Source organism: Marinobacter sp. C7 (genome assembly GCF_022343555.1).
In the GTDB taxonomy this organism is placed as follows: domain Bacteria; phylum Pseudomonadota; class Gammaproteobacteria; order Pseudomonadales; family Oleiphilaceae; genus Marinobacter.
Genome location: NZ_JAKQZH010000001.1, coordinates 651634 through 678024, shown reverse-complemented (window position 1 = coordinate 678024; position 26391 = coordinate 651634). Strand labels below are relative to the sequence as shown.

General features: G+C 59.9%; 21 protein-coding genes. 13 read left to right on the top strand and 8 right to left on the bottom strand.

What is annotated here, in order from left to right; translation table 11 throughout:
* Window positions 1-56 precede the first annotated feature (56 nt).
* The 7 genes from MD273_RS03065 to urtA form a co-directional block, all read right to left on the bottom strand.
* On the bottom strand, window positions 57-1367 hold the full coding sequence (locus MD273_RS03065) for a hypothetical protein (protein ID WP_239036296.1): 1311 nt from the start codon (window positions 1365-1367) through the stop codon (window positions 57-59).
* On the bottom strand, window positions 1367-1819 hold the full coding sequence (locus MD273_RS03060; protein ID WP_239036295.1) for a hypothetical protein: 453 nt from the start codon (window positions 1817-1819) through the stop codon (window positions 1367-1369). Before MD273_RS03060 ends, MD273_RS03065 begins: the two co-directional genes overlap by 1 nt.
* A gap of 353 nt (window positions 1820-2172) precedes the next feature.
* Window positions 2173-2871 carry an urea ABC transporter ATP-binding subunit UrtE gene (gene urtE / locus MD273_RS03055; protein WP_239036294.1) on the bottom strand — a complete coding sequence of 233 codons (699 nt, stop codon included), beginning with the start codon at window positions 2869-2871 and terminating at the stop codon, window positions 2173-2175.
* The gene (urtD, locus tag MD273_RS03050; RefSeq protein ID WP_239036293.1) at window positions 2871-3695 is read right to left on the bottom strand and encodes an urea ABC transporter ATP-binding protein UrtD; all 825 of its coding nucleotides are present in this window, start codon (window positions 3693-3695) and stop codon (window positions 2871-2873) included. The genes urtE and urtD overlap by 1 nt, the downstream gene beginning before the upstream one ends.
* The gene (urtC, locus tag MD273_RS03045) at window positions 3692-4813 is read right to left on the bottom strand and encodes an urea ABC transporter permease subunit UrtC (protein WP_239036292.1); all 1122 of its coding nucleotides are present in this window, start codon (window positions 4811-4813) and stop codon (window positions 3692-3694) included. The genes urtD and urtC overlap by 4 nt, the downstream gene beginning before the upstream one ends.
* A gap of 3 nt (window positions 4814-4816) precedes the next feature.
* Entirely contained in the window at window positions 4817-6421 is a 1605-nt protein-coding gene (gene urtB, locus MD273_RS03040) for an urea ABC transporter permease subunit UrtB (RefSeq protein WP_239036291.1), read from the bottom strand.
* Window positions 6422-6506: 85 nt separating this feature from the next.
* Window positions 6507-7805: an urea ABC transporter substrate-binding protein gene (gene urtA / locus MD273_RS03035; protein WP_239036290.1), complete on the bottom strand. Its 1299-nt coding sequence runs from the start codon at window positions 7803-7805 to the stop codon at window positions 6507-6509.
* A gap of 346 nt (window positions 7806-8151) precedes the next feature.
* On the opposite strand from urtA, the gene atzF reads away from it, so the two are divergent.
* The 8 genes from atzF (at window position 8152) to MD273_RS02995 (ending at window position 19316) form a co-directional block, all read left to right on the top strand.
* On the top strand, window positions 8152-9981 hold the full coding sequence (atzF, locus tag MD273_RS03030) for an allophanate hydrolase (protein ID WP_239036289.1): 1830 nt from the start codon (window positions 8152-8154) through the stop codon (window positions 9979-9981).
* A gap of 87 nt (window positions 9982-10068) precedes the next feature.
* On the top strand, window positions 10069-13701 hold the full coding sequence (gene uca / locus MD273_RS03025; RefSeq protein WP_239036288.1) for an urea carboxylase: 3633 nt from the start codon (window positions 10069-10071) through the stop codon (window positions 13699-13701).
* A complete protein-coding gene (locus tag MD273_RS03020) occupies window positions 13701-14486 on the top strand; it encodes a GntR family transcriptional regulator (protein ID WP_239036287.1) in 786 nt (261 codons plus the stop codon). The genes uca and MD273_RS03020 overlap by 1 nt, the downstream gene beginning before the upstream one ends.
* A 623-nt stretch (window positions 14487-15109) precedes the next feature.
* Complete coding sequence (locus tag MD273_RS03015; RefSeq protein WP_239036286.1) at window positions 15110-15379, top strand: ComEA family DNA-binding protein; 270 nt, start codon at window positions 15110-15112, stop codon at window positions 15377-15379.
* Window positions 15380-15500: 121 nt separating this feature from the next.
* Window positions 15501-16280: a (Fe-S)-binding protein gene (locus tag MD273_RS03010; protein WP_239036285.1), complete on the top strand. Its 780-nt coding sequence runs from the start codon at window positions 15501-15503 to the stop codon at window positions 16278-16280.
* Window positions 16277-17716, top strand: coding sequence for a LutB/LldF family L-lactate oxidation iron-sulfur protein (locus tag MD273_RS03005; RefSeq protein WP_239036284.1), 1440 nt, complete (start codon window positions 16277-16279; stop codon window positions 17714-17716). The genes MD273_RS03010 and MD273_RS03005 overlap by 4 nt, the downstream gene beginning before the upstream one ends.
* Window positions 17713-18366 (top strand): LutC/YkgG family protein, encoded by a 654-nt coding sequence (locus MD273_RS03000; RefSeq protein ID WP_239036283.1) that lies wholly within the window; start codon window positions 17713-17715, stop codon window positions 18364-18366. The genes MD273_RS03005 and MD273_RS03000 overlap by 4 nt, the downstream gene beginning before the upstream one ends.
* Window positions 18363-19316, top strand: coding sequence for a DMT family transporter (locus tag MD273_RS02995; RefSeq protein WP_239036282.1), 954 nt, complete (start codon window positions 18363-18365; stop codon window positions 19314-19316). Before MD273_RS03000 ends, MD273_RS02995 begins: the two co-directional genes overlap by 4 nt.
* Window positions 19317-19328: 12 nt before the next feature.
* Here MD273_RS02995 and gloA read toward each other — a convergent pair whose 3' ends face one another.
* Complete coding sequence (gene gloA / locus MD273_RS02990; protein ID WP_239036281.1) at window positions 19329-19877, bottom strand: lactoylglutathione lyase; 549 nt, start codon at window positions 19875-19877, stop codon at window positions 19329-19331.
* 128 nt (window positions 19878-20005) lie between these two features.
* On the opposite strand from gloA, the gene MD273_RS02985 reads away from it, so the two are divergent.
* From MD273_RS02985 to MD273_RS19130, 5 genes are all read left to right on the top strand, one after another.
* Window positions 20006-20662, top strand: coding sequence for a GntR family transcriptional regulator (locus tag MD273_RS02985; protein ID WP_239036280.1), 657 nt, complete (start codon window positions 20006-20008; stop codon window positions 20660-20662).
* Window positions 20663-21000: 338 nt separating this feature from the next.
* On the top strand, window positions 21001-21969 hold the full coding sequence (locus tag MD273_RS02980; protein WP_239036279.1) for a DUF6160 family protein: 969 nt from the start codon (window positions 21001-21003) through the stop codon (window positions 21967-21969).
* A gap of 65 nt (window positions 21970-22034) precedes the next feature.
* On the top strand, window positions 22035-23093 hold the full coding sequence (locus MD273_RS02975) for a lysylphosphatidylglycerol synthase transmembrane domain-containing protein (protein ID WP_239036278.1): 1059 nt from the start codon (window positions 22035-22037) through the stop codon (window positions 23091-23093).
* The gene (locus MD273_RS02970; RefSeq protein WP_239036277.1) at window positions 23090-25351 is read left to right on the top strand and encodes a glycosyltransferase; all 2262 of its coding nucleotides are present in this window, start codon (window positions 23090-23092) and stop codon (window positions 25349-25351) included. The genes MD273_RS02975 and MD273_RS02970 overlap by 4 nt, the downstream gene beginning before the upstream one ends.
* 74 nt (window positions 25352-25425) lie before the next feature.
* A complete protein-coding gene (locus MD273_RS19130) occupies window positions 25426-26373 on the top strand; it encodes a YbgA family protein (protein ID WP_239036276.1) in 948 nt (315 codons plus the stop codon).
* The last annotated feature ends 18 nt before the right edge of the window (window positions 26374-26391 follow it).

Sequence of the window (26391 nt, the reverse complement as noted above, 5' to 3'; positions counted from 1 at the left end):
CAACCCTAAATCAAACAAAAAGTCAGAAAAATTTATCCTGGACTTTCTCTTACACCCTACAACCAACTCCGAAACGCTGCCGAAAAATTTTCCGAATTGAAGCTCTCGACCTGATCTAACTCTCGATTATAGTGATCCATCTGGATAGACATAAATTCATATGCTTGGTCTAACGATGAGCACTCCTTCGTCCTAGCAGCCAACCTCATAATTTCGTTCAATATCTGATCAAGGTAATCGTGGGAATTCTCCACCAAAATTGCGATGTAAGCAGGCGCTTTCCCTGAGTGAACAATCATATTTCTCGTTCGATAAATTCTTCTTATCTGCCACTCAACCTTCTTTTTGTGCGTATTCAGCATAGACACAAGCTTCTTAGAATCTCTAAAAATATCATTAAGCGAATAAATTCGATACCTTAATAGGGGGAAATCATCAAGCTTGCTGTACATTTCTTTCCTCAATGAATCATATTCAGGAAGCATAATAAACTTTGCAATCTTGTGGAGCGAACCTTGACCAGAATCGACACGAACTTTCTTTATCAACTTCCTATACTCAGAGCTATTCCATCTATAGATATCACCACTTATTCTTTGGAGTAGCCTTGAGGTATAATTGAGCATCAAAAAAGGCATTATCTTTTTTGTGATATTAACAATCTTAGATGAACTCGTACTTGGCGGCGTCAAGGTTTCAAGAGAGATCCATATATTAACTAGCTGACTGGTATTAGAGTCACTCCTTGATGCAAGCGCATGGAGATCAACCACGTTATCAAACTTAAAAAAGGATTCATTGCTATCCATGCTGAAATTTTTTATCACCTCATTAAATGCTCTTGCTGCCTTTGATGGCGGAAGATCGAAACCATTCTGTATTGGATTATTGTAAACGGATATAATTTCCAAGGAGTCGTCGCCTTTATTTTTTACTGCCGCAGTCCTGTCCCAACTCGCAGACTCCTTGTGATGAAAAAGAGCATACAAATTGGCAATCTTTTCAATGTACGACTCGGCTCTTCTATATGCAGAGTAAGGATCAAAAGCATCTATATCTCGTACAACGGCAAAAACTTGATTTTTCCCTAGTGCAAAATTGACATCAGAATGAAACTCTTTATGGACCTCGGCAAGATCTTTTAGAACAAAAATATCAAAAACATCGGAAACATCAGAAACCTGGTTAAAAATCTTCGAAACCGAAAAGCATATGTCGTAAGCACTGAGTTCAGGCACAAGAAAATTCAAAAACTGATCAAGATCCCCAATCGAATCTATCCTTTTACCTTTCTCAGAAAAGAAATAATCTTGAACGAGAGATCGAAGATAAATTTTAGACACACCAAAATTAACCAGGGTTGTCACTATAGTTCTTGCCAAAAAATCAACTTTTTTCTTCTCTTTTTTTCAACTGATTGCTTAAGAGCAATTAATGCTGACCTAAGATAAGATTGCGGCTTTAGCTTATGGGACAACAATTCAAGCCTTACTTTCACATCTTTTACTTTGGCATTATCAACATCAATAATAAAATAATCAAAATTTACACCTATCTCCCTCTTTGCAACAAAATCTGAAGCCAAAGACCATCGTAATTCCTCTATTACTGTTTTTATGGCTGATTCATCTAAAACCCCGTTTTCAACCTCTTCAACAACAGTCAGTGCTTCTCTAACTAAAAACGGAGAGTTCAGACAAGGGGGCTTATAGGAGTCTAGACTGTACTGAAATAATAGCTCATCCATTCTTTGCGCAAAAAACAACAGGGGCTCTAGTTTATTATCTAAATTCCACTTTGATAGATTCTTTAGCTTCATTCTTAGCCCCACCTAACCATATATTTTTCTTTATTTAAATGTTTTGACATTTATTTATGCGAGATAATAAACCGAACAGATTTAATCTGGGCAGAAAAACAGGAAGTTCCTCGTGATAACACTCAAGACCGATGAAGAAGGAATAGAACTTGAACAACGCTGAATTATTCATCGACCGTCATCCCTAACAAACAGTGAGTACATAGCATGTAGCTACCTACACTAGACCATCGCACATCATTTTGTCTTCCTGGATTACAAAAATATAAAAACTCCGCTCCGAGAGTATTCGGAGACAGAGTTCTGAAAGTTGAGGCTTTAAAGGCTGTAGAGGCAGGTAGTTCGGTCGACCGCTATACCGTCAGATGCGTCTTGATCAACTCATCAGACAACTCACCGATCCCCCCCTCAGCAACCCTCCTCCCCCGGTCAACAATCACAAACCGATCCGCATACTTCCGAGCAAACGGCAACTTCTGCTCAACCAGCAAAACGGTCAGCCTATCCTCCTCGATCAATCGGCGAATAACCTCCCCAATCTGCGCCACAATGTTCGGCTGAATCCCCTCCCCCGGCTCATCCAGAATCAGCAGCCTCGGCTCGATCACCAGCGCCCGCCCAATCGCCAACTGCTGTTGCTGTCCGCCCGACAGGTCGCCGCCTCTGCGATGCCGCATTTCCTTCAGCACCGGAAACAGCTCGTAAACCCGCTCCGGAATCTTCTTGCTGCCATCGGCCCGCACCGCCAGCCCGGTGCGCAGGTTTTCCTCCACGGTCAGCAGGGGAAAGATCTGCCGTCCCTGGGGCACGTAGCCGATGCCGAGGCGGGAGCGGTCTTCGATTTTCTTTTTCGTGAGCTCTACATCCTGCGCGAATTCGATGGAACCGCTCTTGGCGGCTTCCTCGCCCATGATGCACTTCATCAGGGTGGTCTTGCCCACGCCGTTGCGGCCCATCACACAGGTGCACTGGCCCTGGGGCACGTCCAGCTCCAGGTCCCAGAGGGTGTGGCTTTCGCCATAGTAGTGGTTGAGTTGGTTGATCTTGAGCATCAGGCGTCTTCCCCGAGGTAAACCTTGATCACTTCCGGGTCGTTGGAGACCTTGTCCATGGTGCCTTCGGCCAGCACGCTGCCCTGGTGCAGCACGGTGACCTGGCGGGCGATGGAGCGCACGAAGCCCATGTCGTGCTCCACCACCACAACGGACTGCTTGCCGGCGAGGCTGGTGAGCAGTTCGGCGGTGCGTTCCATTTCCTGTTCGGTCATGCCGGCCACGGGTTCGTCCACCAGCAGCAGGCGGGGCTTCTGCATCAGCAGCATGCCAATCTCCAGCCACTGTTTCTGGCCGTGGGAGAGGATGCCGGCGAGGCGGTCGCGCAGGTCCCTGAGGCCGATGAGTTCGAGCACTTCGTCGATGCGGTCCCGGTATTCGGCTTTCATGATGGCGGTGAGCGTCGGGAAGATGCGTTTGTCCGTCGCCATGGCCAGTTCCAGGTTCTCGAACACGGTGAGCGCCTCGAACACGGTGGGTTTCTGGAACTTGCGGCCGATGCCCAGGGTGGCAATGTCCGGCTCGTTCATGGTGAGCAGGTTGTGGCGGCTGCCGAACCACACCGAGCCGGTGTCCGGGCGGGTTTTGCCGGTGATGATGTCCATCATGGTGGTCTTGCCCGCGCCGTTGGGGCCGATGATGCAGCGCAGCTCGCCGTCGTCGATGGTGAGGTTGAGGTTGTTGATGGCCCTGAAGCCGTCAAAGCTCACGCTCACGTCCTCCAGGTACAGGATCGGGCCGTGGCGCACGTCCACCGGGGACTGCACCGGGGCCAGGAATTCGAACACGTGCTCCCGGTCCGTCAGTTGCTCGAAGATGCTCATGCCGTGGCCTCCTGTGCGGGGGTGGGTTCAGCGGTTTCGGCTTTCCTGCGCTTATGCAGCAGGCCGGCGATGCCCTTGGGAAGGAACACGGTCACCAGCACGAACAGGCCGCCGAGGGCGAACAGCCAGGCGTCCGGCATGATGCCGGTGAACACGGTCTTGGCGTAGTTCACCAGGATGGCACCGATCACGGCACCGTACAGGGTCGCGCGGCCACCCAGGGCCACCCACACCACGATCTCGATGGAGAACAGCGGCGAGAATTCACTGGGGTTGATGATGCCCACCTGGGGAACGTAGAGCGCGCCGGCCACGCCCGCCAGCATGGCGGAGACCACGAACACAAACAGCTGCACCCGTTCCACCCGGTAGCCCAGGAAGCGGGTGCGGGCCTCGGCGTCCCGGCAGGCGATGCTGACGCGGCCGAGCTTGCTGGTGACGATGCCGCGGCAGATCACGTAGCCGATGGCCAGGGCAATGCCGGTGGCGATGAACAGGCCGAGGCGGGTGGCGTCGGTGCGCAGGTCAAAGCCGAGGATGTCCTTGAAGTCGGTCAGGCCGTTGTTGCCGCCAAAGCCCATCTCGTTGCGGAAGAAGGCCAGCATCAGGGCGAAGGTCAGGGCCTGGGTGATGATGGAGAGGTACACCCCGGTCACCCGCGAGCGGAAGGCCAGGAAGCCGAACACCAGCGCCAGCAGGCCCGGGGCCAGCAGCACCATGAGGAAGGCGAACCAGGCCATGTCGAAGCCGTGCCAGTACCAGGGCAGCTCCTGCCAGTTCAGGAACACCATGAAGTCCGGCAGGATCGGGTCGCCGTAGGTGCCGCGATCGCCGATCTGGCGCATCAGGTACATTCCCATGGCGTAGCCGCCGAGGGCAAAGAAGGCGCCATGGCCGAGGCTGAGGATACCGAGATAGCCCCACACCAGGTCCACGGCCACCGCCAACAGGGCGTAGCACAGGTACTTACCCAGCAGGGTGACGGTGTAGGAGCTGACGTACAGGGCGCTGTCTTCCGGCATGAACAGGTGCAGCGCGCTGACCACAACCAGGGCGGCGAAGAGCACGCCCAGAAAAACTTGAGTAGAGCGTTCCTGCAAGGGTCTTGTTAACCACATACCTTAACCCTCCGCCGCGCGGCCTTTCTGGGGGAAGAGTCCCCGGGGCCGTTTCTGGATGAACAGGATGATGAACACCAGCACCAGGATCTTGGCCAGCACGGCACCCGCCCAGGGTTCCAGCAGCTGGTTGATGGTGCCGAGGGACAGGCCCGCTAGCAGGGTTCCCCAGAGGTTACCCACGCCGCCGAACACCACCACCATGAACGAGTCGATGATGTAATTCTGGCCGAGGTTGGGGCCCACGTTGGTGATCTGGGAGAGCGCGACACCGGCCAGTCCGGCCACGCCGGAGCCGAGGCCGAAGGTGAGGATGTCCACTTTGGTGGCCTTGATGCCCATGGAGCGGGCCATGGCGCGGTTCTGGGTGACCGCGCGCACTTCCAGGCCCAGGCGGGTCTTGCGCATGATAAGCATCAGGCCGGCGAACACCACCAGGGCGAAACCGATCACGTACATGCGGTTGAGCGTGAGGGACAGCGCCTCGTTGATCATCACCGAGCCGCTCATCCAGTCCGGGGTGATCACGGTGCGGTTCAGGGGCGAGATCACGGTGCGCACCAGCTGCTGCAGAATCAGGCTCACGCCGAACGTGGCCAACAGGGTTTCCAGCGGACGGCCCTTGAGGTGCTGGATCACGGTGCGCTCGATGGCGATGCCCGCCAGCGCCGCCACCAGGAAACCGGCGGGGATGGACAGGATCAGCGCCAGGCCCGGCTGGCCCGGCAGCAGCTGCTGCATGCCCCAGGTGGTGTAGGCGCCGAGCATGATCAGCTCACCATGGGCCATGTTGATCACGCCCATCACGCCGAAGGTGATGGCCAGGCCGATGGCCGCCAGCACCAGTACCGAGCCCAGCGAGAGCCCGAAGTAGAGGGTCTCGGCGGCACGGTTGAATTTGAGTTTCTGTTCGATGCTTTCCAGGGCCTTGTTGGCGGCGGCCGCCAGGGCCGGGTCGTCGCTCCGGACGGCGTTCTGCAGGGCCGCGCGGGCTTCGGAATTGAGGCTGCCGGAGAGCACGGCCACAGCGCTCTTGTCGCCCTGCTCTTCCACCCGGTAGATGGCCAGCGCTTCGGTGAGCGCCAGCTGGACGTCGGAGGCGGTTTCCGCCTCGATCAGGTCCGGTAACTGGTCGGCCAGGCCGTCGTCCACGTTCCCCCGCAGGGCACGGGCGGCGGTCAGGCGGCTGTCTTCGTCGGGGCTTTTCAGGTCAATGACGGAGAGGATGCTTTCCAGCTCGCTGCGCAGGCTGTTGTTCACGCGGATGGTGTCGATGTCCCGCCGGGAGACTTCGCCCAGGCTCTCGCCGGTGGTGGCGCTTTCCACGTCCCAGTTGCGGCCCCGGTTGGAGAGCACGATCACGAACTGGCCGGTGGATTCGATGCGGGCAAGCTTGTTGGCGGCGAAGGCTTCCAGCCAGGTGCGGGCCCGTTCGTCGCCGGAGCCGGCGATGCGGTTGACCACGTCTTTCTTTTCCGCGAAGGAGGATTCCGCCAGGGCGGTGAGCAGTTGTTGCGCTTCCGGGTCGTCAACCTGGGCGGTGGCCATGGCGGGCCAGAGCAGCAGGCAGACAAGCAGAAGGCGGCTGAGCGATCCGGTGATGCCCATGTTTGCATCCTGTCCTGTTGTTGGGGTTGAAGCGTGAAGTGGGCGGGGGGCGGCCCCCGCCCTGGGCAGTGTTTACCCGGTTGGCTTAGTTGGAGGCGACCTCGGCCTTGCCACCGCAGCTGCCGGTGACCACGTTGAAGTTGCCGCACTTCATGGGCTTGCGCCAGTCGCTGATCAGGTCCTTCGAACCCGGCAGGAAGTCAGACCAGGCATCGCCGGCCACGGTGGACGGGGTCTCCCAAACCACGGAGAACTGGCCGTTGTCCTGGATCTCGCCGATCAGCACCGGCTTGGTGATGTGGTGGTTCGGCATCATGGTGGCGTAGCCGCCGGTCAGGTTGGGCACGGCCACACCGATGATGGCGTCCTTGACCGCTTCCACGTCGGTGGTGCCGGCTTTCTTGACCGCTTCCACGTACATGTTGAAGCCGATGTAGTGGGCTTCCATCGGGTCATTGGTGACGGCGTCTTCCTTGCCGGTGTGCTCGACCCAGGCGTCGATGAAGTCGTAGTTGGCGTCGCTGTCCACGCTCATGAAGTAGTTCCAGGCGGCCAGGTGACCGACCAGCGGGCCGGTGTCGATGCCGGAGAGCTCCTGCTCACCCACGGAGAAGGCGACCACCGGGATGTCGGCGGCGTCGATGCCCTGGTTGGCCAGTTCACGGTAGAACGGTACGTTGGCGTCACCGTTGATGGTGGAGACCACGGCGGTCTTCTTGCCGGTGCTGCCGAACTTCTTGATGTCGGAGACGATGGACTGCCAGTTGGAGTGCCCGAACGGTGTGTAGTTGATCATGATGTCATCGGCGGAGACACCGGCATCCTTGAGGTAGGTCTCGAGGATCTTGTTGGTGGTGCGCGGGTAGACGTAGTCGGTGCCCGCCAGCACCCAGCGCTCGACGCCGATCTCGTTCATCAGGTAATCCACCGCCGGGATCGCCTGCTGGTTGGGCGCGGCGCCGGTGTAGAAGACGTTCTCGGAGGATTCCTCACCCTCGTACTGCACCGGGTAGAACAGCAGGCCGTTCAGTTCTTCCACCACCGGCAGTACGGACTTGCGGGACACCGAGGTCCAGTTGCCGAAGATCACGTCGACCTTTTCCTTGGCCAGCAGCTCGCGGGCCTTCTCGGCAAACAGCGGCCAGTTGGAGGCGGGGTCCACCACCACCGGCTCGAGCTGGCGACCCAGGATGCCACCTTCGGCGTTCTGCTTTTCGATCAGCATCAGCATGGTGTCCTTGAGGGTCGACTCACTGATGGCCATGGTGCCGGAGAGGGAGTGCAGGATACCGACCTTAATCGGGTCCTCTGCGGCTACCGAATTGAGGGAGACAGAAAGGGCCAATGCGGAGAGACCCAGCTTCACGTGTTTTTTGATGCTCATGTCGTGCGTCCTTTTCATAGTGAGGTTGTGCAGTTCGTCTTAAAACGCACCGGGACCTGTGCATCTGCCGTTCCACATTGCCTTCAAATCCCTATAAAACAGTCACTTAACTAGTATACAAGCCGAACACCGCCAATCAGGCCGTCTTGGACTCCCGGAAAAATGCCGGTTTTTGGCGCTGTTTTTGGTGCGTTCGCACCGAGATGGCGCAGGCCTGAAAATGCGCCCTCCCTGCAAGAATCACTCAACCACCTGTTTTTATTAGATTTATAAGAAATATCCGCAAATGGCACGGGCATTGCCATTGCTCATGTATACAAGTTGACAACGCACATGAGGATGCACCATGCCTTCAACCCTCGGATGGACCATCAAGGACTGGCAGAATGCCTATAGAGAAGGAGCCGAACCGGAAGCACTAATCGGCTCCCTGCTGGATTACCTGGATACAAAGGACCCCGCCTGGATTTCCTGGCTCAATAACGACAGCTTTGTGCTTGCCATGGCCGAGCTCGCCGATCGGCTGGAAACCGTGGACGGGGATGTCAGGCAGCTGCCGCTTTATGGGGTTCCCTTCGCGGCAAAGGACAACATCGACGCCAGGGGTTTCAAAACCACCGCGGCCTGTCCCGCCTTTGCCTATAGCCCGGATGAGGATGCGGCGGTCGTTGAGAGGCTGAAAGCCGCAGGCGCCGTGCTGATCGGCAAGACCAACCTGGACCAGTTTGCGACGGGCCTGGTGGGCACCCGTTCCCCGTATGGCGCCGTGCCCAATGCCTTTGACCGGAAGGTGGTCAGCGGTGGCTCCAGTTCCGGCTCGGCGTCCGTCGTGGCCCGGGGGCTGGTGCCCTTCTCTCTGGGCACGGATACCGCCGGCTCCGGTCGGGTGCCGGCCGGGCTGAACAACTTGGTGGGGCTGAAGCCGACCAAAGGACTGTTCAGCATCAAGGGTGTGGTGCCGGCGTGCCGCTCCATCGACTGTGTCTCCATTTTTGCGCTGACGGTGAACGATGCCTCGGTCGTGTCCGAGACGATGGCCGGCTTCGAGCCCGCCGATGCGTTCTCCCGCACGGCACCTGCCGCGTTGCCGATGGATGCCGCCGCGATCCGGCGCCCGGGACCGATCCACCGCATCGCCATTCCCGAGCATCCGCAGTTTTTCGGGGACCAACAGGCGGAAGCGGCCTGGAATACAGCCATCAGCCAGTGGCGGCAGCAGGATGTGGAGATCGTGGCGCTGGATTTCGGGCCGATGATGGAACTGGCGGCCCTGCTGTATGAAGGTCCCTGGGTGGCCGAACGCCACGCTGCGGTGGAGTCGTTCATGGCCGAGCACGAAGCCGACATGAACGAGGTGGTCGCGGGCATCATCCGGAACGCTGGCAAGTTCAGTGCCACCGACACCTTCAACGCCATCTACCGCAAGGAAGAGCTGATCCGGGAAATCGACGGACTGCTCTGGAACATCGACGCCCTGCTGGTGCCCACGGCCCCGACCGCCCCGACCATCGAGGCGGTGAATGCCGATCCGGTGCCCCTGAACAGCCAGCTGGGCACCTACACCAACTTCGTCAACTTCGCCGACTTCAGTGCGCTGGCCGTACCCGCCGGGTTCCGGGATGACGGCGTGCCCTTCGGCGTCACCCTCATCAGCGGTGCCTGGAAGGACAAGGAACTGCAGACCCTGGCCAGCCAGTGGCTCAATGCCCACCCCACCGCACTGGGCGCAGTGGATAAGCCGCGCCCCAAGGAAGTGGTTACTCACCAACAGGCCGTTCCCACGATCCAGGTAGCTGTGGTGGGTGCCCATCTGTCGGGCATGCCCCTGAACACCCAGCTGGCCGAACGCCACGCCACGCTGCTTGAGCAGACCACCACCTCCGCCAACTACCGCCTCTACGCCCTGCCCAACACCACGCCGCCCAAGCCGGGGCTGAAGCGGGTGGAGGCCGACGGGGCCGAGATCATTGTGGAGGTGTGGGAAATGGCGGCTTCCGAGTTTGGCTCCTTCGTGGACCTGATTCCCGCGCCGCTGGGCATCGGCAACGTCGAGCTTGCCGATGGGCGGTGGGTGAATGGGTTTGTTTGTGAGGGGTATGGGTTTGAGGGGGCTCGCGACGTCACCGAATTTGGTGGGTGGCGGGCGTTTGTGGCCGGCAAAGATGGGGTCAGATGAAGGCTTTCATCAGACCCCAGAGTTTGACCGTGAAGGTGGGGTCAGAAGAAAGCGTTCTTCTGACCCCAAACAAGGAGATTCCAAACCATGTTTTCCAAAGTTCTGATCGCCAACCGCGGCGAGATTGCGGTCCGCACCATTCGCACGCTCAAGGCCATGGGCGTGGCCAGTGTGGCGGTGCATTCCCATGAGGATCGGCACAGCCTGCATGTGACCAGCGCCGATGAGGCGGTGGCGCTCGAGGGCAATGGCGCCAGCGAGACTTACCTGGACAAGGCCCAGATCCTTGCCGCCGCGAAGCAGACCGGCGCGGAGGCGATCATTCCCGGGTACGGGTTCCTCTCCGAGAACGCGGACTTTGCCGAGACCTGCGAGGCGGAGGGCATCGTGTTCATCGGCCCAACGCCGGAGCAGATGCGCGAATTCGGCCTGAAGCACCGGGCGCGGGAGCTGGCACAGGCCGCCGGTGTGCCGCTGGCGCCGGGTAGTGGGTTGCTGGAGAGCCTGGATGAGGCCCTGCAGACCGCCGAGAACCTGGGCTACCCGGTGATGCTGAAGAGCACCGCCGGCGGGGGTGGCATCGGCCTGACCCGTTGCAACAGTGAGCGCGAGCTGCGGGATACCTTTGAAACCGTGCGCCGTCAGGGCCAGAGCTTTTTCAACGACAGCGGCGTGTTCCTGGAGCGTTTCATCGCCCGGGCCCGCCACGTCGAGGTGCAGATCTTCGGCGATGGCCAGGGCAATGTGGTCGCCCTGGGCGAGCGGGACTGTTCCCTGCAGAGGCGGAACCAGAAGGTCGTAGAGGAAACCCCGGCGCCGAAGCTGCCGGCCGCCACCCGCGAGGCGATGCTGGATGCCGCAGTCTCACTCGGAAAATCCGTCAATTACCGCTCTGCCGGGACCGTGGAATACATCTACGACGCCGACCGGGACGAGTTCTACTTCCTGGAGGTGAACACCCGCCTGCAGGTGGAGCACCCGGTCACCGAATCCGTCACCGGCCTGGATCTGATCGAATGGATGCTGAAGATCGCCGCCGGTGAAAGCCCGGATCTGGCCACCTTCGAGCCCACCCTGAACGGCGCGTCCATGGAGGTGCGAATCTACGCCGAGGACCCGCTCAAGGACTTCCAGCCCTCCCCCGGCGAACTGACGGACGTGCACTGGCCGGAAGACGGCGTGCGCATTGATACCTGGGTGGAGAACGGCAGCGAGGTCTCGGCCCACTACGACCCCATGATCGCCAAGCTGATCGTACACGGAAAGGACCGGGACGATGCCCTGGCCAAACTGCGCGCTGCCCTGGCCGAGACCCGCCTGATGGGCATTGCCACCAATCTCGATTACCTGCGCCAGGTCGTCGCCCAGAAGAGCTTCGAGGACGGCATTGTCTCCACCCGCGCCCTGGAAAGTTTCGAGTTCAAACCGTCGGTTGCCGAAGTGATCAAGCCGGGCACCTACACCACGGTGCAGGATTATCCGGGCCGCGTGGGTTACTGGAACATCGGCGTACCGCCCAGTGGTCCCATGGACGATTACGCCTTCCGCATCGCCAACCGGATCGTCGGTAACCACAACGACGCGGCGGGCCTGGAAGCCACGCTCATTGGCCCCAGCCTGAAGTTCCACAAGGACTCGGTGGTGGCGCTTACCGGTGCGCTGACCGACGCCACCCTGGATGACAAACCCGTAGAGTTCTGGAAACCGATCCACGTAAAGGCCGGCCAGACCCTCGCCGTCGGCAAAGCCATCAAAGGTTGCCGCTCCTACCTGGCGGTGCGCGGCGGCTTCGACGTGCCGGTGTATCTGGGCAGCCGTTCCACCTTCGCCCTCGGCCAGTTCGGTGGTCACGGTGGCCGGCCCCTGCGCCCGGGCGATATGCTCGGCATCAGCCAGATCGAACTGCCGGCCTGCACCACGCCGGGACCGACCCACGATCCGGCTCCGGCCGATCCGGACCTGGTTCCGGACTACCCGGACCACTGGGAGATCGGTGTGCTCTATGGTCCCCACGGCGCCCCGGATTTCTTCACCGAAAAGTCCATCGAGAAGTTCTTCGAGCAGGACTGGGAAGTGCACTACAACTCCAACCGTCTCGGCATCCGCCTGAACGGGCCGAAGCCGGAATTCACCCGGGAGGACGGCGGCGAGGCCGGCCTGCACCCGTCCAACATCCACGACTGCGAATACGCCATCGGCTCCATCAACTTCACCGGGGACATGCCGGTCATCCTGACCAAGGATGGCCCCAGCCTCGGCGGCTTCGTGTGCCCGGTGACCATTGCCAAGGCGGAGCTGTGGAAGGTGGGCCAGGTGAAGCCGGGCGACACGATCCGCTTCGTGCCCATCGATTACGACACGGCGGTGAGCCTGTCCGAGCGTCAGGAGCTGGCAATCAAGAGCCTGATGGCACCGCCGGCGGTGGATCTGGTTGCGCCGGAGCTGGCCCCGGTCAACGACCTGTCGGCGACGATCCTGGCACATCTGGAGGAGACCGAGGGCCGGCCGGAGGTCACCTACCGCCAGGCCGGGGACCAGTACATCCTGCTGGAATACGGGCCCAACGTGATGGACCTCGGCGTGCGCATGCGCATCCATGCCCTGATGGAAGCCATTGCCGATGTCCAACCCAAAGGCCTGCTGGAACTGTCGCCGGGCGTGCGTTCGCTGCAGCTGAGGTACGATTCCCGCATCCTGCCGCAGCAGTCGCTGATGGAATACCTGCTCGATCTGGAGGGCAGCCTCCCGCCGACGGACGAACTCAAGGTGCGCAGCCGGGTCATCCATCTGCCCATGGCCTTCGAGGACAGCGCCACTCTGGAGGCCGTGGACAAGTACCGCCAGTCGGTGCGCGACACCGCGCCGTGGCTGCCGAACAACGTGGACTTCATGCAGCGAATCAACGGCCTGCCGAGCCGGGAGGACGTCCGCGAGGTGCTGTTCTCGGCGCGCTATCTGGTACTGGGCCTCGGGGATGTCTACCTCGGTGCCCCGTGCGCCGTGCCGCTGGACCCGAGGCACCGCCTGCTCACCTCCAAGTACAACCCGGCGCGGACCTATACCGCGGAGGGAACGGTGGGCATCGGCGGCGTGTACATGTGCATCTACGGCATGGACTCGCCGGGTGGCTATCAGCTGGTGGGGCGCACCCTGCCGATCTGGAACAAGTACCTGAAGAATCCGCAGTTCGCCGAAGGTGCGCCCTGGCTGCTGCGGTTCTTCGATCAGGTCTGCTACTACCCGGTGACCGAAGACGAGCTGACCGAAATGCGGGACCAGTTCCGGGCCGGCAAGCTGACTATCCGGATCGAGGAAGAAACCTTCGACCTGAAATCCCACCAGGCTTTCCTGGACGCCAACGCCGATTCCATTGCCGAGTTCCGGAACATGCAGAAGGCGGCGTATGCTAAGGAAGTGGCCCTGTGGAAAGAAAGCGAGGCAGAGGAGCTGGACCGGCTGGCGAAGGAGCCCCCGAAAGCCGACGCCTCCGACCTGGAACGGTTCGGGGAGCTGGTGAGCGCCGAGATTGCAGGCAACATCTGGAAGTGCCTGGTGGAACCCGGGGACACAGTAGCCGAGGGTGATCCGTTGATGATCGTCGAGGCTATGAAAATGGAGTTCGAGGTGAACGCGACCCTGTCCGGGAAGATCAGTGCCATGCACGTGGAACCGGGCAAGGCGGTCACGCCGGGAGAACCCCTGTTGAGTATCAAAATCTGATGGCAGCAAACGGCAAACGCAAAGAGTCAATGGCGGACCGGGTCTACGAGGCCCTGAAGGACGACATCTTCGAGTTCCGGTTGATCCCCGGTGACAAGTTCAGCGAGGGGGACGTTGGCACGCGCCTGAACGCCAGCCGCACGCCGGTGCGGGAGGCGCTGTACCGGCTGCAGCGGGAAGGCTACGTGGAGGTGCTGTTCCGCAGCGGCTGGCAGGTGAAGCCGTTTGATTTCCAGCAGGTCGAGGAACTATATGACCTGCGGATTACCCTGGAACGGGCCGCCATGCACAAGATCTGCGCCCTGCCCGAGGAGCCGCAGACAGTGCGGACGCTGACCGCCATCTGGAACCCGGATCATCCCTCGGAGCGGGCGGTGGGCAGCACCGTGCGGGCGCTGGATGAGAGCTTCCACTGCGACCTGGTGGCCGCCGCCGGCAACCGGGAGATGACCCGGATTCACCGGGAGATCACCGACCGGCTGCGGATTATCCGCCGGCTGGATTTCACCCGGGATGATCGGGTGGATGCGACCTATGTGGAGCACTCGCAGATTCTGGAGGCCCTGCGCACCGGTCACGCCGCCGACGCCGCCGACCGCCTGACCCGGCACATCCGGGCCAGTCAGAAGGCGGTGCGGGAGATTACCATGGAGCGGATTCGGGAGGCGGCCGAGGCGCATAGGCGGGTGGCTGCTGGGAGTGGGGGCGAAGATGAAGATGGGGTCAGAAGAAAGCCTTCTTCTGACCCCGGAGGCGGAGCCGACCTTGGGGTGGACGCGACGTGAAGTTGGGGTCAGATGAAAGCCTTCATCTGACCCCGGAGGCAGAGCCGACTTTGGAGTGGCAGGCCAGCTCGGGGTGACGGCCAAGCTGGGGTCAGATGAAAGCCTTCTTCTGACCCCGTAGGCGGAGCCGACCTTGCTGTGGTGGCCAGCCTCGGAGTGGCGGCCAAGCTGGGGTCAGAAGAAGGCGTTCTTCTGACCCCTGGTTCGGCGGCTTACATCGGCGTAAGACATATCGCACACTCCGCAGAGCGAAATTCCGATTTTGCTGCAGACCATCCTCGATAGAATAGGAACTGTCAGGGATGACAGCCGGCAAGGATCGTTGGCTCAAGGATGACAACTCCACGGATCAGGAGTTACCCGAAGGATCGGGATTACAGGGATGACCGCAAGGACGAAGCGCTCAGGATGATGCGCAGCCTGAAGGACCAGGCAGGGGTCAGCCACGGATTTACGGACCACAGGGAGCGTGGTCCGATCCGTGCACTCCGTCTTCTGCATCTCCACCGTCCGATCCCCCCCTCTGAGACCTCCCTCACGCCTCGCGTGGGCCTGAGCCTGTGCTGCATGACGTCCCGGCAAACAATCCAAACGACGTTATCCAATCTCAGGAGTCTTCTTACATGAAACGCACCCCCATCATCGCCACGCTGGTTCTGCTGTTCAGCCTGTTCACCGGCTTCGCTCACGCCCAGGAAGCCGCCGTGAACATCAACACCGCCGACGTCGCCACCCTGGCAAGCCTGAACGGCATTGGCGAGAGCAAGGCACAGGCTATTATCGAATACCGCGAAGCCAATGGGCCCTTTGCCTCCACCGCCGACCTTTCCAACGTCAAGGGCATTGGTGCACGGACTGTCGAAAAGAATGCAGACCGACTGACCATCGAGTAAACGTCTCGGGCAGCGGCTTCAGACCGCTGCCCGAGCTTCTCCTAAAGTCGTTTGGCAACCATCGCTCCCCCGCCCTATTATTGTTGGATAACAACAATCCCATACCCGGAGCGGGGCGTTAATGTCAGATCCCATCAAGGTTTATCCGTCCAAGCCTCAGAAGGTCTATTACTTCGGCACCTGTCTGGTGGACATGTTCTACCCGGATGCAGGCATTGCCGGCGTGGAGTTGCTGGAGCGGGAGGGCATCGAGGTGATCTTCCCCCAGGGCCAGACCTGCTGTGGCCAACCCGCCTACACGTCCGGTTACCACGATGAGGCCCGCTCGGTAGCCCGGGCACAGCTGGACCTGTTTCCCGAAGACTGGCCGATTGTGGTGCCCTCCGGCTCCTGCGGCGGCATGATGCGCAAGCATTACCCTTCGCTGTTCAAGGACACGCCCGAAGCCACCCAGGCCGCCGAAATCGCCGGGCGCGTCTGGGAGCTGACGGATTTCCTGCTGAATGTCTGCCACATCAAACTGGAGGATCTGGGCGAACCGGTCACGGTCGCCATGCATACCTCCTGCTCGGCCCGCCGGGAGATGGGTGTGGCGGAAGTTGGCCCGGCCCTGCTCGGACAGCTCAAGAACGTGAATCTTGTGGAGCAGGTTCGCCCCGAGGAATGCTGCGGATTTGGTGGCACCTTTGCGGTCCGTCACCCGGAAATCTCCGGCGCGATGGTCGAGGAAAAGGTGGGCACACTGGTCGACACCGGCGCCAGGGAATTCGTCACCACTGACTGCGGCTGCCTGATGAATATTGCCGGCTATGCCGAGAAGAACGGCAAGCCGATACAGGGCCAGCACATACTCAGCTTCCTTTGGGAGCGAACTCGCGGGAACACCGGAGGCCAGTCATGAGTGACATCACTGCCCAGTCCCACCACCACATTGACGTACGGGAATTTCATCCCCGGGCGCACGCGGCCATCCACAATCCGAAGATCCGCCAGAATTTCCGCAAGGCGATGGATGGGCTGATGGCCAAGCGCAAGGCGGCGTTCGAGGGCTGGGACCTGGAAACCCTGCGGGATCTCGGCGCCAATATCCGCCTGAAAGCGCTGTCCAACCTGCCGGACCTGCTGGAGCAACTGGAGCAGAAGCTCACCGAGAACGGCATCAAGGTGCACTGGGCAGTGGACGGCGACGAGGCCTGCCGGATCGTCCGCGACATCTGCATGGCCCGGGACGCCAAAACCGTCATCAAGGGCAAGTCCATGGTCTCCGAGGAGATGGAGCTCAACCACTACCTCCAGGACCAGGGCATCGAGGCTCTCGAATCGGATCTGGGCGAGTACATTGTCCAGCTCGCGGACGAAACGCCCTCCCATATCATCATGCCGGCGATCCACAAGAACACCGGTGAGATCTCCGAACTGATGCACGAGAAGACCGGCACCGACCTCTCCAATGATGTCGAGTACCTGACTGCCTCCGCCCGCCAGCAGCTTCGGGAAAAGTTCATGAATGCGGATGTGGGCGTGTCGGGCGTCAACTTCGCGGTGGCAGAGACCGGCACCCTGTGCCTGGTGGAGAATGAGGGTAATGGCCGGATGACCACTACGGTACCGCCCTGCCACATTGCCGTCACCGGCATCGAGAAGGTGGTGCCGAGCCTGGAGGATGTCTCGGCACTGCTGGCATTGCTGACCCGGTCGGCCACCGGCCAGCACATCACCACTTACTTCAACATGATCTCCAGCCCGCGCAAGGGCGAGGAGCTGGATGGGCCCGAGGAAGTCCATGTGGTTCTGGTGGATAACGGCCGCTCCTCCATCTACCAGGACGATGAGCTGCTGGACACCCTGCGCTGTATCCGCTGCGGCGCCTGCATGAATCACTGCCCGGTCTATACCCGGGTCGGTGGCCACACCTATGGCACCACCTACCCCGGCCCCATCGGCAAGATCCTGATGCCGCACCTGATCGGCCTGGACGAAGGCCGGCATCTGCCCACCGCCTCCAGCCTGTGCGGCGCCTGTGGCGAGGTCTGTCCGGTGAAGATCCCGATTCCGGATCTGCTGGTACGCCTGCGCCAGGAGTCGGTGGACGGCGACCGGCTCCACCCGGCCAAAGTCCGGGGCCACGGCGCCAAACGCAGCACCGGTGAAGCCCTGATCTGGAAAGGCTGGGCCTGGATGCATGCCAGCCCCGGCATCTACCGGCTGGGCACCGGAGTCGCGGCAAAATTCCGGGCCCTGCAGCCCTCGAAGGCCGGCGCCTGGACCGATTACCGCACGGCACCGAAGCTTGCCGCCAAAACCCTGCACCAGCGGATGAAGGAGCGTGGCCAGTGAGTTCCCGAAATATCATTCTCCAGCGACTGCGCAACCGCACCGGCGGCGAGCTGACGGCCCCTGAGTGCGATTTCTCGGTGCTGAAGCGGCCGGACTGGAGCACCGCTGAACGGATCGAGCTGTTCGAGAAAATGATCGAATCGGTCCATGGTGAGGTCCACCACTGCACGTCTGACAGCTGGATCGAGCGGCTGGCCGAAGTGCTGAACACCCGCGGTGCCCGCAATCTGATGGTCCCGAACGAGCACGCCATCGGTCAGGCCATCAAGGCCTCCGAGCGAACCGACCTGCCGGAACTGCTGCTTTACGACGAGCCGATCGAGAGCTGGCAGCTACACCTGTTCAACGAGGTGGATGCCAGTATCACCTCCACCCGGGGCGGTATCGCCGAAACCGGTTCGCTGATCCTGTGGCCGACACCGGACGAACCACGCCTGATGAGTCTGGTGCCGCCGGTACACATTGCGGTGCTGAATGCCTCGGAAATCTACACCACGTTCCACGAAGCCATGCTTGCCCAGAACTGGGCCGCTGGCATGCCGACCAATGCACTGTTAATCTCTGGGCCATCCAAAACCGCGGACATCGAGCAGACCCTGGCCTACGGTGTCCATGGCCCCAAAGAGCTGATTATATTGGTTATTGAATGATCCAAGGCGCACTGTTGATCGCCCTGGCGGCCTTGCTGTGGGCGACCACAGGCATCGTCGCCAAATTTCTGTTTACCGGCACGGAACTGCAAGCCATTACCCTGGGTTTTCTTCGCCTGGTGGTGGCCTTGCCGTTCTTCTGGCTGCTGATGCGGCGGGAACAGGTCCAGCTCAATCGGGCGCATCCCGGCGAGCGGGTACCCGGGAGCTCCCTGCGGCACCTGGGGCTGAAGGCCCTCCTGCCCCTGGCGGCACTCGGCCTGTTCCAGGCTTTCTACCAGGGCAGCTACCTCCTGGCGGTCGATATGACCGGTGCCGGCATCGCCACCCTGATTGCCCTGTGCCTGCCACCGGTGCTGGTGGCCATCACCGCAGCGCCCCTGCTCGGTGAAAAGCCGGGCTTGCTGACCATCCTCTCACTGGTAGCGGCCATCATCGGCACCGCCATGCTGGTGCTGAGCGACATGGATACCAGCGGCACCCTGCGCCTGGCCGGTCTCCTGATGGCCCTGCTGGCCGCCTGTGTCTACACCGGCTTCACCCTCACCAGCCGATACAACTCGGCCGGAACACCGGTATTCACCACGGCATTCATCTGTTTTTTCACCGCTGCGCTGATTCTGCTGCCGGTGGTGGCCGTGAGTGGCGGGTTCGCCGGACTGGAAACCCTGGGGGTTCACCACTGGCTGATGGTGACGTACATCGGCGTGGTACCCACGTGTATCGGTTACGTGAGCTTTTTCACCGGCATGAAAACCACACCGGCGACGCTCTCGAGCATCATCGTGACGCTGGAGCCGCTGTTCGTGGCCTTGCTGGCCTGGGTTTTCCTGGGCGAGGTACTGGGACCGGTCGGCATTGCAGGCGCCCTGATCCTGACGGCGGCGGTGATCGTCGCGTCCAGGTTTGGCGGGAAGCCCGCCGCCGGACAGGCATCCGACGGCGGCTGACAGCGAGGGCGTTCAGTCGTCCTTGCGCTGCTTCTCGAGCATGTCCGGCTGCAGGATCTCGATCCAGTAGCCGTCCGGATCCTTGATGAAGGCCAGGCCTTTCATCTTGCCGTCATCCGGCTTCTTCACGAATTCCACGCCCAGCTTTTCGAAGCGGTCTGAGGCGGCATACACGTCCGGTACCGCAATGCCGATATGACCAAAGCCCTGGGGCTCGTCGTTGCCATTGTGGTAGGCAAAGTCGTTGTCATCCTCGGTGCCCCAGTTATGGGTCAGCTCGAGCATCGCCTCACGGCCGAAGGTGTAGGTGGTGCGGTGGGCGTCGTCATTCGGGACGAACTGGGCCGAGCGGTCATCCAGGTAACCCAGGAAGTAGAGGGTGAATTTCATCTCCGGGAAATCCAGCTTGCGGATCAGGTGCATACCCAGGACCCGGGTGTAGAAATCCAGTGAGCGCTCAGGCTCCTTGATGCGCATCATGGTCTGGTTGAAGACAAAGCCTTCGGTCTCGGGAACGGGGTCGTCGTAAAGGCCGGGGGCCTCCTCGAAATGCTTGGGCATGGTCATTTCCCTTCTGGTTCAGAGAATTCAAACTGTATACCTGCGTGCGTTTCAATCGGATTTCAAGGGCGGGGCCTGTGCTAAACTTCCGCCGCATAATCCCTTCCAGAAGCTGTCCAGAGGACTTTATGGATTTTCAGGTGCCCAATACCCTGGCGGAGCAGATAGCCAATTATCTGGCCGAGCGGATCATGACCGGGCGGATCCGCCCGGGTGAGCGCATCCAGGAAGCCACCCTGGCCAATGAGCTGAAGGTGAGCCGGGCGTCGGTGAAGGAAGCGCTGTATACCCTGGAACGTTGGCACCTGGTCGACATCACGCCCCGCAAGGGCGCGTCGGCCAGCCGGCTGGATGCGGATCATGCAGCCGAACTGTATGACGTTTACATGCATCTGCTGATGATGCTGGCCGCACGCTTGTGTGAGCGCTGGCAGGAGCCGGACAAGCAACCGATGCTGGATAAGGTGGCTCGGGTAACCGAGCAAATGGCGAAGCCGGATGCCGACATCAAGGCTTTGGTGGAGGCCAGTTTCGGGGTGATGGAGGCCTGCTGCCAGGTGGTGGACAATCCGTACCTGACGGAAGCTCTTACCAACTTCAAGCCGGCGGTGAGCCGGGCCTACTACCTGAGTGCCGACACCTATCGGCAGGGCCTGAAACAGACGGTGGAGTTTTTCTCCCGATTGCCGGAGGCCGTTTTGGCTCGTGATGCTGGCAAAGCGCAGGAACTGATTCGCCGGTTTGCTGAGCACCAGAAAGCCCTGATTCGCCATGCACTTTCCTGATTTCGGGGGTAGCGATTGACGAGGGGGCGACCTCCCAAAACACGCTGTGAATACCTCCCTGTACGCTCGGCTCCGCCATCCCTGGCTCCGCACGGTTTTGGGAAGCCCTGCTCCTCGCCTACCGCCCGAAATAATGCAGGAGCGGCCAGTTGAGACTTATCTCACAGAAAATCAGCTGCCCGGCCCTTACTGTAACAATCTGTAACTACACCTAGCCGCATTGAGTCAGGAGTCCCTGCGGCCCGATAACAACAAGGATTCGTCGAACCAACATCGGGGCGCTTATGAAATCAGTTCTCTCCTCACCATTTCCAACGCCGCGCAGGTGCCTCCCCCTTATGGCATTTGCGTTGGCGTTGCCCTCTTCGGCCCTCGCGGAATTCCGTGAACTTGATGACCGCAGCATGGCCACGGTGACCGGTCAGGCCGGCGTGACCATTGAACTGGAAACCAGAATCACGATGGACCGCCTGACCTGGACGGATGAGGGCTCCCTGAGTGTGAACGGGCTCCGGCTGTCGGGTCGGAACGACACGGTGCTGGATAACACGAAGCTGACCATAGATATCGCCGGTGACGGTGAGGTGCTGGAGCACGGTTTCTCGGAGATTGCCCGCCGGGCGGATGCGGGGCTGTTGGACCCCGGCGATCCGGATGTGGCCGAGGCCCTGACCACTTACTCGGTGAACGGTGAGTTCGGCAAACAGTTCGATAGCGGGGATCTGGTGATGCACCTGGGCGCCATTGATTACGGCGACCCAACCAGCCTGAACGACTACCTCCGGGCCGTGGATTTCGAGTTGGCGGTGGACAGCATTGTGACGTCCGGCTCGGAGGGCAGTGCCACCCTGTTTTCAGATGTATTGCTACAGAGCTACGTAGGACCGACGGATCTGGTGATCCGGAACCAGGGCGGCAATACCCGTACGCTGGCCAATGGCAATGTGGTGTCCGGCTCGGAACTGCAGCTGGATACCCACTTCGAGATCACCAACGGCAGCCTGAACTGGGAGGCGGCTGACCTGCTTCTGGTGTTCAACTTTGCCGCGGTGGGCATCGAGGGGCTGCAGATCCACAATCGCCGCGGGGATGACACGCTGGGGCATTTCGGCATGGCCCATGCCACGGCGAAGCTGTCCCGGGGCACCAGTGCCGCGTCCGGGAAGGAGGGGCTGTCGGTGCATGACGTCGAGTTCCGTGCCGATATCGACATGCCCATCTTCCGGATCGGGGGGACCAGCATCGGCAGTGTCCAGTTCACGGACTTTGCCATCACGGACACCACCATGATGGTATATGGCCACTAAGGCACCACTGGACAACTACTGCCACTTCCCCTGTAAACTGCCCGTCTCACTCTGACGGGCAGCCCATGACAGACTCAACGGACATCGATTACGAGAGCGGGACCTCCTGGCGAAGACTTGGTTTCTTCAGCCTGATCTTTGTTGCCCTGACGGCTGCGGGGCTTTACACGGTCTATCACCAGTTCGCCGATCGCAGCATCACGTTCGACACCCGACTCATCGCCCCCCAGAGCCTGCTCGCCTTCGGCACGCTGCTGCTGGTGTATTACCTGTCTGACGGGCTGCGGCTCTACTACACCTTGCGGGCCCTGGACCACAAGCTGCCGTTCCGGTTCATGTTCAAACTGGTGTTCATCAACTTGTTTTTCTCGAACGTGACGCCGATGGCCACGGGGGGCGGCTTTGCCCAGATCTGGTACCTTACCCGCCATGGGGTTCCCGTGGGGCGGGCCACCGCAGCGACCACGATCCGGACGGTCCTGGCGGTGATCTTCATCTTTTCGCTCACCCCGGTTTTCCTGTTCACGCTGAAAGCACTGGAAAATGAGACGATCTCGGGTGAGATCGGCACTGCCCTGGCGGTGTTCATCACCCTGTACCTGGGCTTCTTTATCGTTCTGTTGTTCAGGACCCGATGGCTTATCCTGCCTCTGAGCAGACTCATCAGCCTGCTCAGGCGAGCCCACCTGATCAATGCCCGGCGCCACGACCGCTGGCAGTTCAAATGCCGTCGCGAGATGCTGCGGTTTTCCTTCAGCTTCAACGATTACATCGAGGGGCGCCCGTTGTTTGTGCTGCTGTCGGTGTTTTTTACCGCTACCTTCCTGCTCAGCCTGTTCAGTTTCCCGGCCCTGCTCATCTACAGCCTGGGCTACGAGGTGGACTACCTGGTAACGGTCGGGCTGCTGGTGGTCACCACCTTTATTATGTATTTCTCACCCACCCCCGGCGCCTCCGGCATCTCCGAGGGGGTGTTCGGCAGTTTCTTTCGGGATATCCTGTCTGGTAATCACCTGGTACTGGTCACCGTGGGCTGGCGCTTCCTGACCATTTACCTTGGCATGATTGTCGGGCTGATCGTGCTCCAAAGGGAACTTACCAAAGACCGCAGGAGATCCGGATGATCTTCCGAAACCCGCTGAAACTGCTGTTCTATCTGTGCCTCCTGATCGTCATCCTGCTGGTCGGGTACAAGACCTATCTGAACCTTTTCATGCAGGACTTCAACAGTCTTCACAGTACCCAGGTGGAACGCATCCATGAGCGGGTCAAACGCGGTGAAGCCGTCAGCTTTGCGGTGGTTGGCAACATCAATAATTCCATCGGGATATTCGAGGAAAGGATTATTCCCGAGCTGAACAGCTCCGGGCTGGATTTCATGGTATCCGCGGGTAATGCGGTCAGTGGCGGTGGCGAGGACAAGTACCGTGCTTTGTACGGCACCCTCAGTCATTTGCAGATTCCCTACCTGCTGACCTTCGGCGCCCACGAATACGACAACTTCGGCAGCTTCCGCTTCTATGACCATTTCGGCCCGCACTTCTACAGCATCCGGGCGGGCAACGCCCGGCTGATCTTTCTGGACAGTACCGGCAAGACCCCCTGGCGCTGGCAGATCCGTTGGCTTAATGACCTGCTGAGTCAGGACACCAGCAACGCGCGCATCCTGTTCATTGGCCACCCGCCATTGCAGCCAAAACAGAACCCCCTGTTCGATCAGGACGAGGACTACCTGCAGCCACCGGAATTCCGCGAAGCACTGCTCGAGGAAATTGATGCTCATGGCATCGACATGGTGTTCTCCTCGAACGTTTCCCTGTTCTCAGAGCAGGAGCGCAATGGCACACAGTTCATTACCACCGGGGGCGCTGGCGGGCTGGTGCTCAACAATGAGACCAGCTTCTATCACTATGTCCGGGTGAATGTGACTCCCGACGGCGAGGTGTCTTATGGGCTGGAGAAGCTTGAAGTGGGCCAGCACCCGGTATGGAAGACTCTGGAGAGCCTGTGGTTCTTTATCTATTCACTGTTCTACACCGGCTACCTTAACTTTATCCTGATCGTTGCCGTGTTCGCGGCCATCGCCATCAAACTGTACCAGACCATCTTCATTGGCAAGGATTATTACCCGGACTACGACCTGGACCCGACCCCCTGGCTCGACAAGTCTCTCAGGGTCGCCATGTTCACCAACAACTACCTGCCCTTCATCGGAGGCGTTCCCATCTCCATCGAGCGCTTGCGACGGGGCCTGGCGGAACTCGGTGACAGCCCCCTCATCGTTGCCCCCGGCTACAAGGATCAGCCGGACCACGAGGAATCCGTGCTGCGGGTGCCCTCCCTGCTGACCATGGGCAAGAACCGGGAGTTTCGGCTGGCCAACATTTTCATGCCCCGGATCCGGGCGCGGGTGAAGGCCTTCCGGCCGGACATCATCCATGTCCATCATCCGTTCTGGCTTGGCAGCCTGGGGCTGTTCATTGCCCGCACCCTCAAGGTACCGGCAATCTACACCTACCACACGAGGCTGGAGCACTACGCCCACTTCGTGCCACTGCCCGGGATGCTGTTCCGGAACCTGATTTCCCACGCGCTGATCAAGCACTTCGCCAACAAGTGCGACGGTGTCATCGTACCCACCTACTCCACCGAGGAATACCTGCGCATGATCGGCGTGAAAACGCCCACCTTCGTGCAACCCACCGGCATCGAGTACGAGAAGTTCCAGGACGTGAATCCGGCGGATGTGGACAAGCTCCGCAAGAAACTCGGGATCACCGACGAGAAAATCTTCGTCAGTGTCTCGCGCCTGTCCAACGAGAAGAACATCGACTTCATGATCGAGGCCATCGACGCGCTGCGCAAACAGACCGATGCGCCCTTCCGCTTCCTGATGATCGGCGATGGCCACCAGAAAGAGCGACTCCAGAAGAAGATCGAATCCCTCGGCCTGCGGCAGCACTTCATACTTGTCGGCGCCGTGCCACCCGATGAGATGGCCCTGTGGTACCACCTGGGCGATGCCTTCCTGTTCGCTTCCAAGTCCGAAACCCAGGGCATGGTCATCCTGGAGGCCATGGCCGCCGGCCTTCCGGTTGTCGCCGTTCGCTCCAGCGGGATCGACGATGTGGTGCGCCACGGATTCAATGGCTTCAAGACACCGGAAAAGCAGGAACAGTGGATTGTGAAGGTGAAGAAGCTTCTGGAAGACAACGAATTACGCGAGACCCTCTCTGCCAATGCCCTGGAGTTTGCGGCCGATTTCTCGGTGGAACAGTTCGCGAAGGATGTTCGAAACATCTACGCGAGTACGCTCGCGCTGGTGGAAAAAAAGCGTCACCAGCACCCGATCAGCGGACTGCCAAAATCCGGGTCGGCCTAGTTTCGTGAGCGCACTGATCGGGCTAGACTGAAATCACGTATTACAAGTGACGTTTTAACAACCGGAGACGACACGTGAGTGGTATTCCCGTCGGTATCAGCACCTGCCTGCTGGGCAAGGAAGTCCGCCATGACGGCGGTCACAAGCATTCCCGCTATTGTACCCAGGTACTGTCGAAGCATTTTGAGTTTCGGTCCATCTGCCCCGAACTGGAAGCCGGCCTCGGCGTCCCGCGCCCGGCTATCCATCTGCGGGAATACGCCGATGGCATCCGGCTCATCGAAACCAAAGGCACCGCCGATCACACCGATGAAATGAACCGCTTCATCGACCAGATCATGCCCACCCTTTCCGACCTGCGCGGCTACATCCTGATGGCCAAGTCCCCCAGCTGTGGCATGGAACGGATCAAGGTACATAACGAGGAGGGCCGGGTGACCCGCCGGGATGGCCAGGGCCTGTTTGCCGAGGCGTTGATGCGCGCCTACCCGCTGATGCCGGTGGAAGAGGAAGGCAGACTCAACGATGACATGCTCCGGGAAAACTTCATCGAGCGGGTTTTCGCCTACGATGACTGGATGCAGAACGTCGCCGGCGACCAGCTGACCGCCCAGGCCCTGATCGAATTCCACACCCGGCACAAGTTCCAGCTGCTGGCCCACTCGGAGAAGATCTATCGCCAGCTCGGCCCGCTACTGAGCGACCTGAAATCCGAGCCGCTGGAGAACATCGCCGACCGCTACATCCACCTGTTCATGGAAGCCATGAGCCAGAAAGTCAGCCGCGGCTCGCACATGAACGCGATGATGCATCTGCTGGGCTACCTCAAGGAGTCCATGCACGCCGAAGACAAGAAAGTACTGCTGGAACAGATGGAAGCCTACCAGCGCGGCGAAGTGCCGCTTGTGGTGCCCATGACGCTACTGCGCATGGCCCAGCGAAGGGAACCGGTGGATTATCTGCACGTGCAGAAGTATCTGACGCCGTACCCGGATGAACTGGGATTGCGGAATAAGGTCTGATGGCTGAAAAAGGGGTCA

Bases quoted from the DNA above. Each gene is read 5' to 3' on its own strand.
- MD273_RS03060 (WP_239036295.1), bottom strand. From the start codon at position 1,819: ATGAAGCTAAAGAATCTATCAAAGTGGAATTTAGATAATAAACTAGAG.
- urtE (WP_239036294.1), bottom strand. From the start codon at position 2,871: ATGCTCAAGATCAACCAACTCAACCACTACTATGGCGAAAGCCACACC.
- urtD (WP_239036293.1), bottom strand. From the start codon at position 3,695: ATGAGCATCTTCGAGCAACTGACGGACCGGGAGCACGTGTTCGAATTC.
- urtC (WP_239036292.1), bottom strand. From the start codon at position 4,813: ATGTGGTTAACAAGACCCTTGCAGGAACGCTCTACTCAAGTTTTTCTG.
- urtB (WP_239036291.1), bottom strand. From the start codon at position 6,421: ATGGGCATCACCGGATCGCTCAGCCGCCTTCTGCTTGTCTGCCTGCTG.
- urtA (WP_239036290.1), bottom strand. From the start codon at position 7,805: ATGAGCATCAAAAAACACGTGAAGCTGGGTCTCTCCGCATTGGCCCTT.
- atzF (WP_239036289.1), top strand. From the start codon at position 8,152: ATGCCTTCAACCCTCGGATGGACCATCAAGGACTGGCAGAATGCCTAT.
- uca (WP_239036288.1), top strand. From the start codon at position 10,069: ATGTTTTCCAAAGTTCTGATCGCCAACCGCGGCGAGATTGCGGTCCGC.
- MD273_RS03020 (WP_239036287.1), top strand. From the start codon at position 13,701: ATGGCAGCAAACGGCAAACGCAAAGAGTCAATGGCGGACCGGGTCTAC.
- MD273_RS03015 (WP_239036286.1), top strand. From the start codon at position 15,110: ATGAAACGCACCCCCATCATCGCCACGCTGGTTCTGCTGTTCAGCCTG.
- MD273_RS03010 (WP_239036285.1), top strand. From the start codon at position 15,501: ATGTCAGATCCCATCAAGGTTTATCCGTCCAAGCCTCAGAAGGTCTAT.
- MD273_RS03005 (WP_239036284.1), top strand. From the start codon at position 16,277: ATGAGTGACATCACTGCCCAGTCCCACCACCACATTGACGTACGGGAA.
- MD273_RS02995 (WP_239036282.1), top strand. From the start codon at position 18,363: ATGATCCAAGGCGCACTGTTGATCGCCCTGGCGGCCTTGCTGTGGGCG.
- gloA (WP_239036281.1), bottom strand. From the start codon at position 19,877: ATGCCCAAGCATTTCGAGGAGGCCCCCGGCCTTTACGACGACCCCGTT.
- MD273_RS02985 (WP_239036280.1), top strand. From the start codon at position 20,006: ATGGATTTTCAGGTGCCCAATACCCTGGCGGAGCAGATAGCCAATTAT.
- MD273_RS02980 (WP_239036279.1), top strand. From the start codon at position 21,001: ATGGCATTTGCGTTGGCGTTGCCCTCTTCGGCCCTCGCGGAATTCCGT.
- MD273_RS02975 (WP_239036278.1), top strand. From the start codon at position 22,035: ATGACAGACTCAACGGACATCGATTACGAGAGCGGGACCTCCTGGCGA.
- MD273_RS02970 (WP_239036277.1), top strand. From the start codon at position 23,090: ATGATCTTCCGAAACCCGCTGAAACTGCTGTTCTATCTGTGCCTCCTG.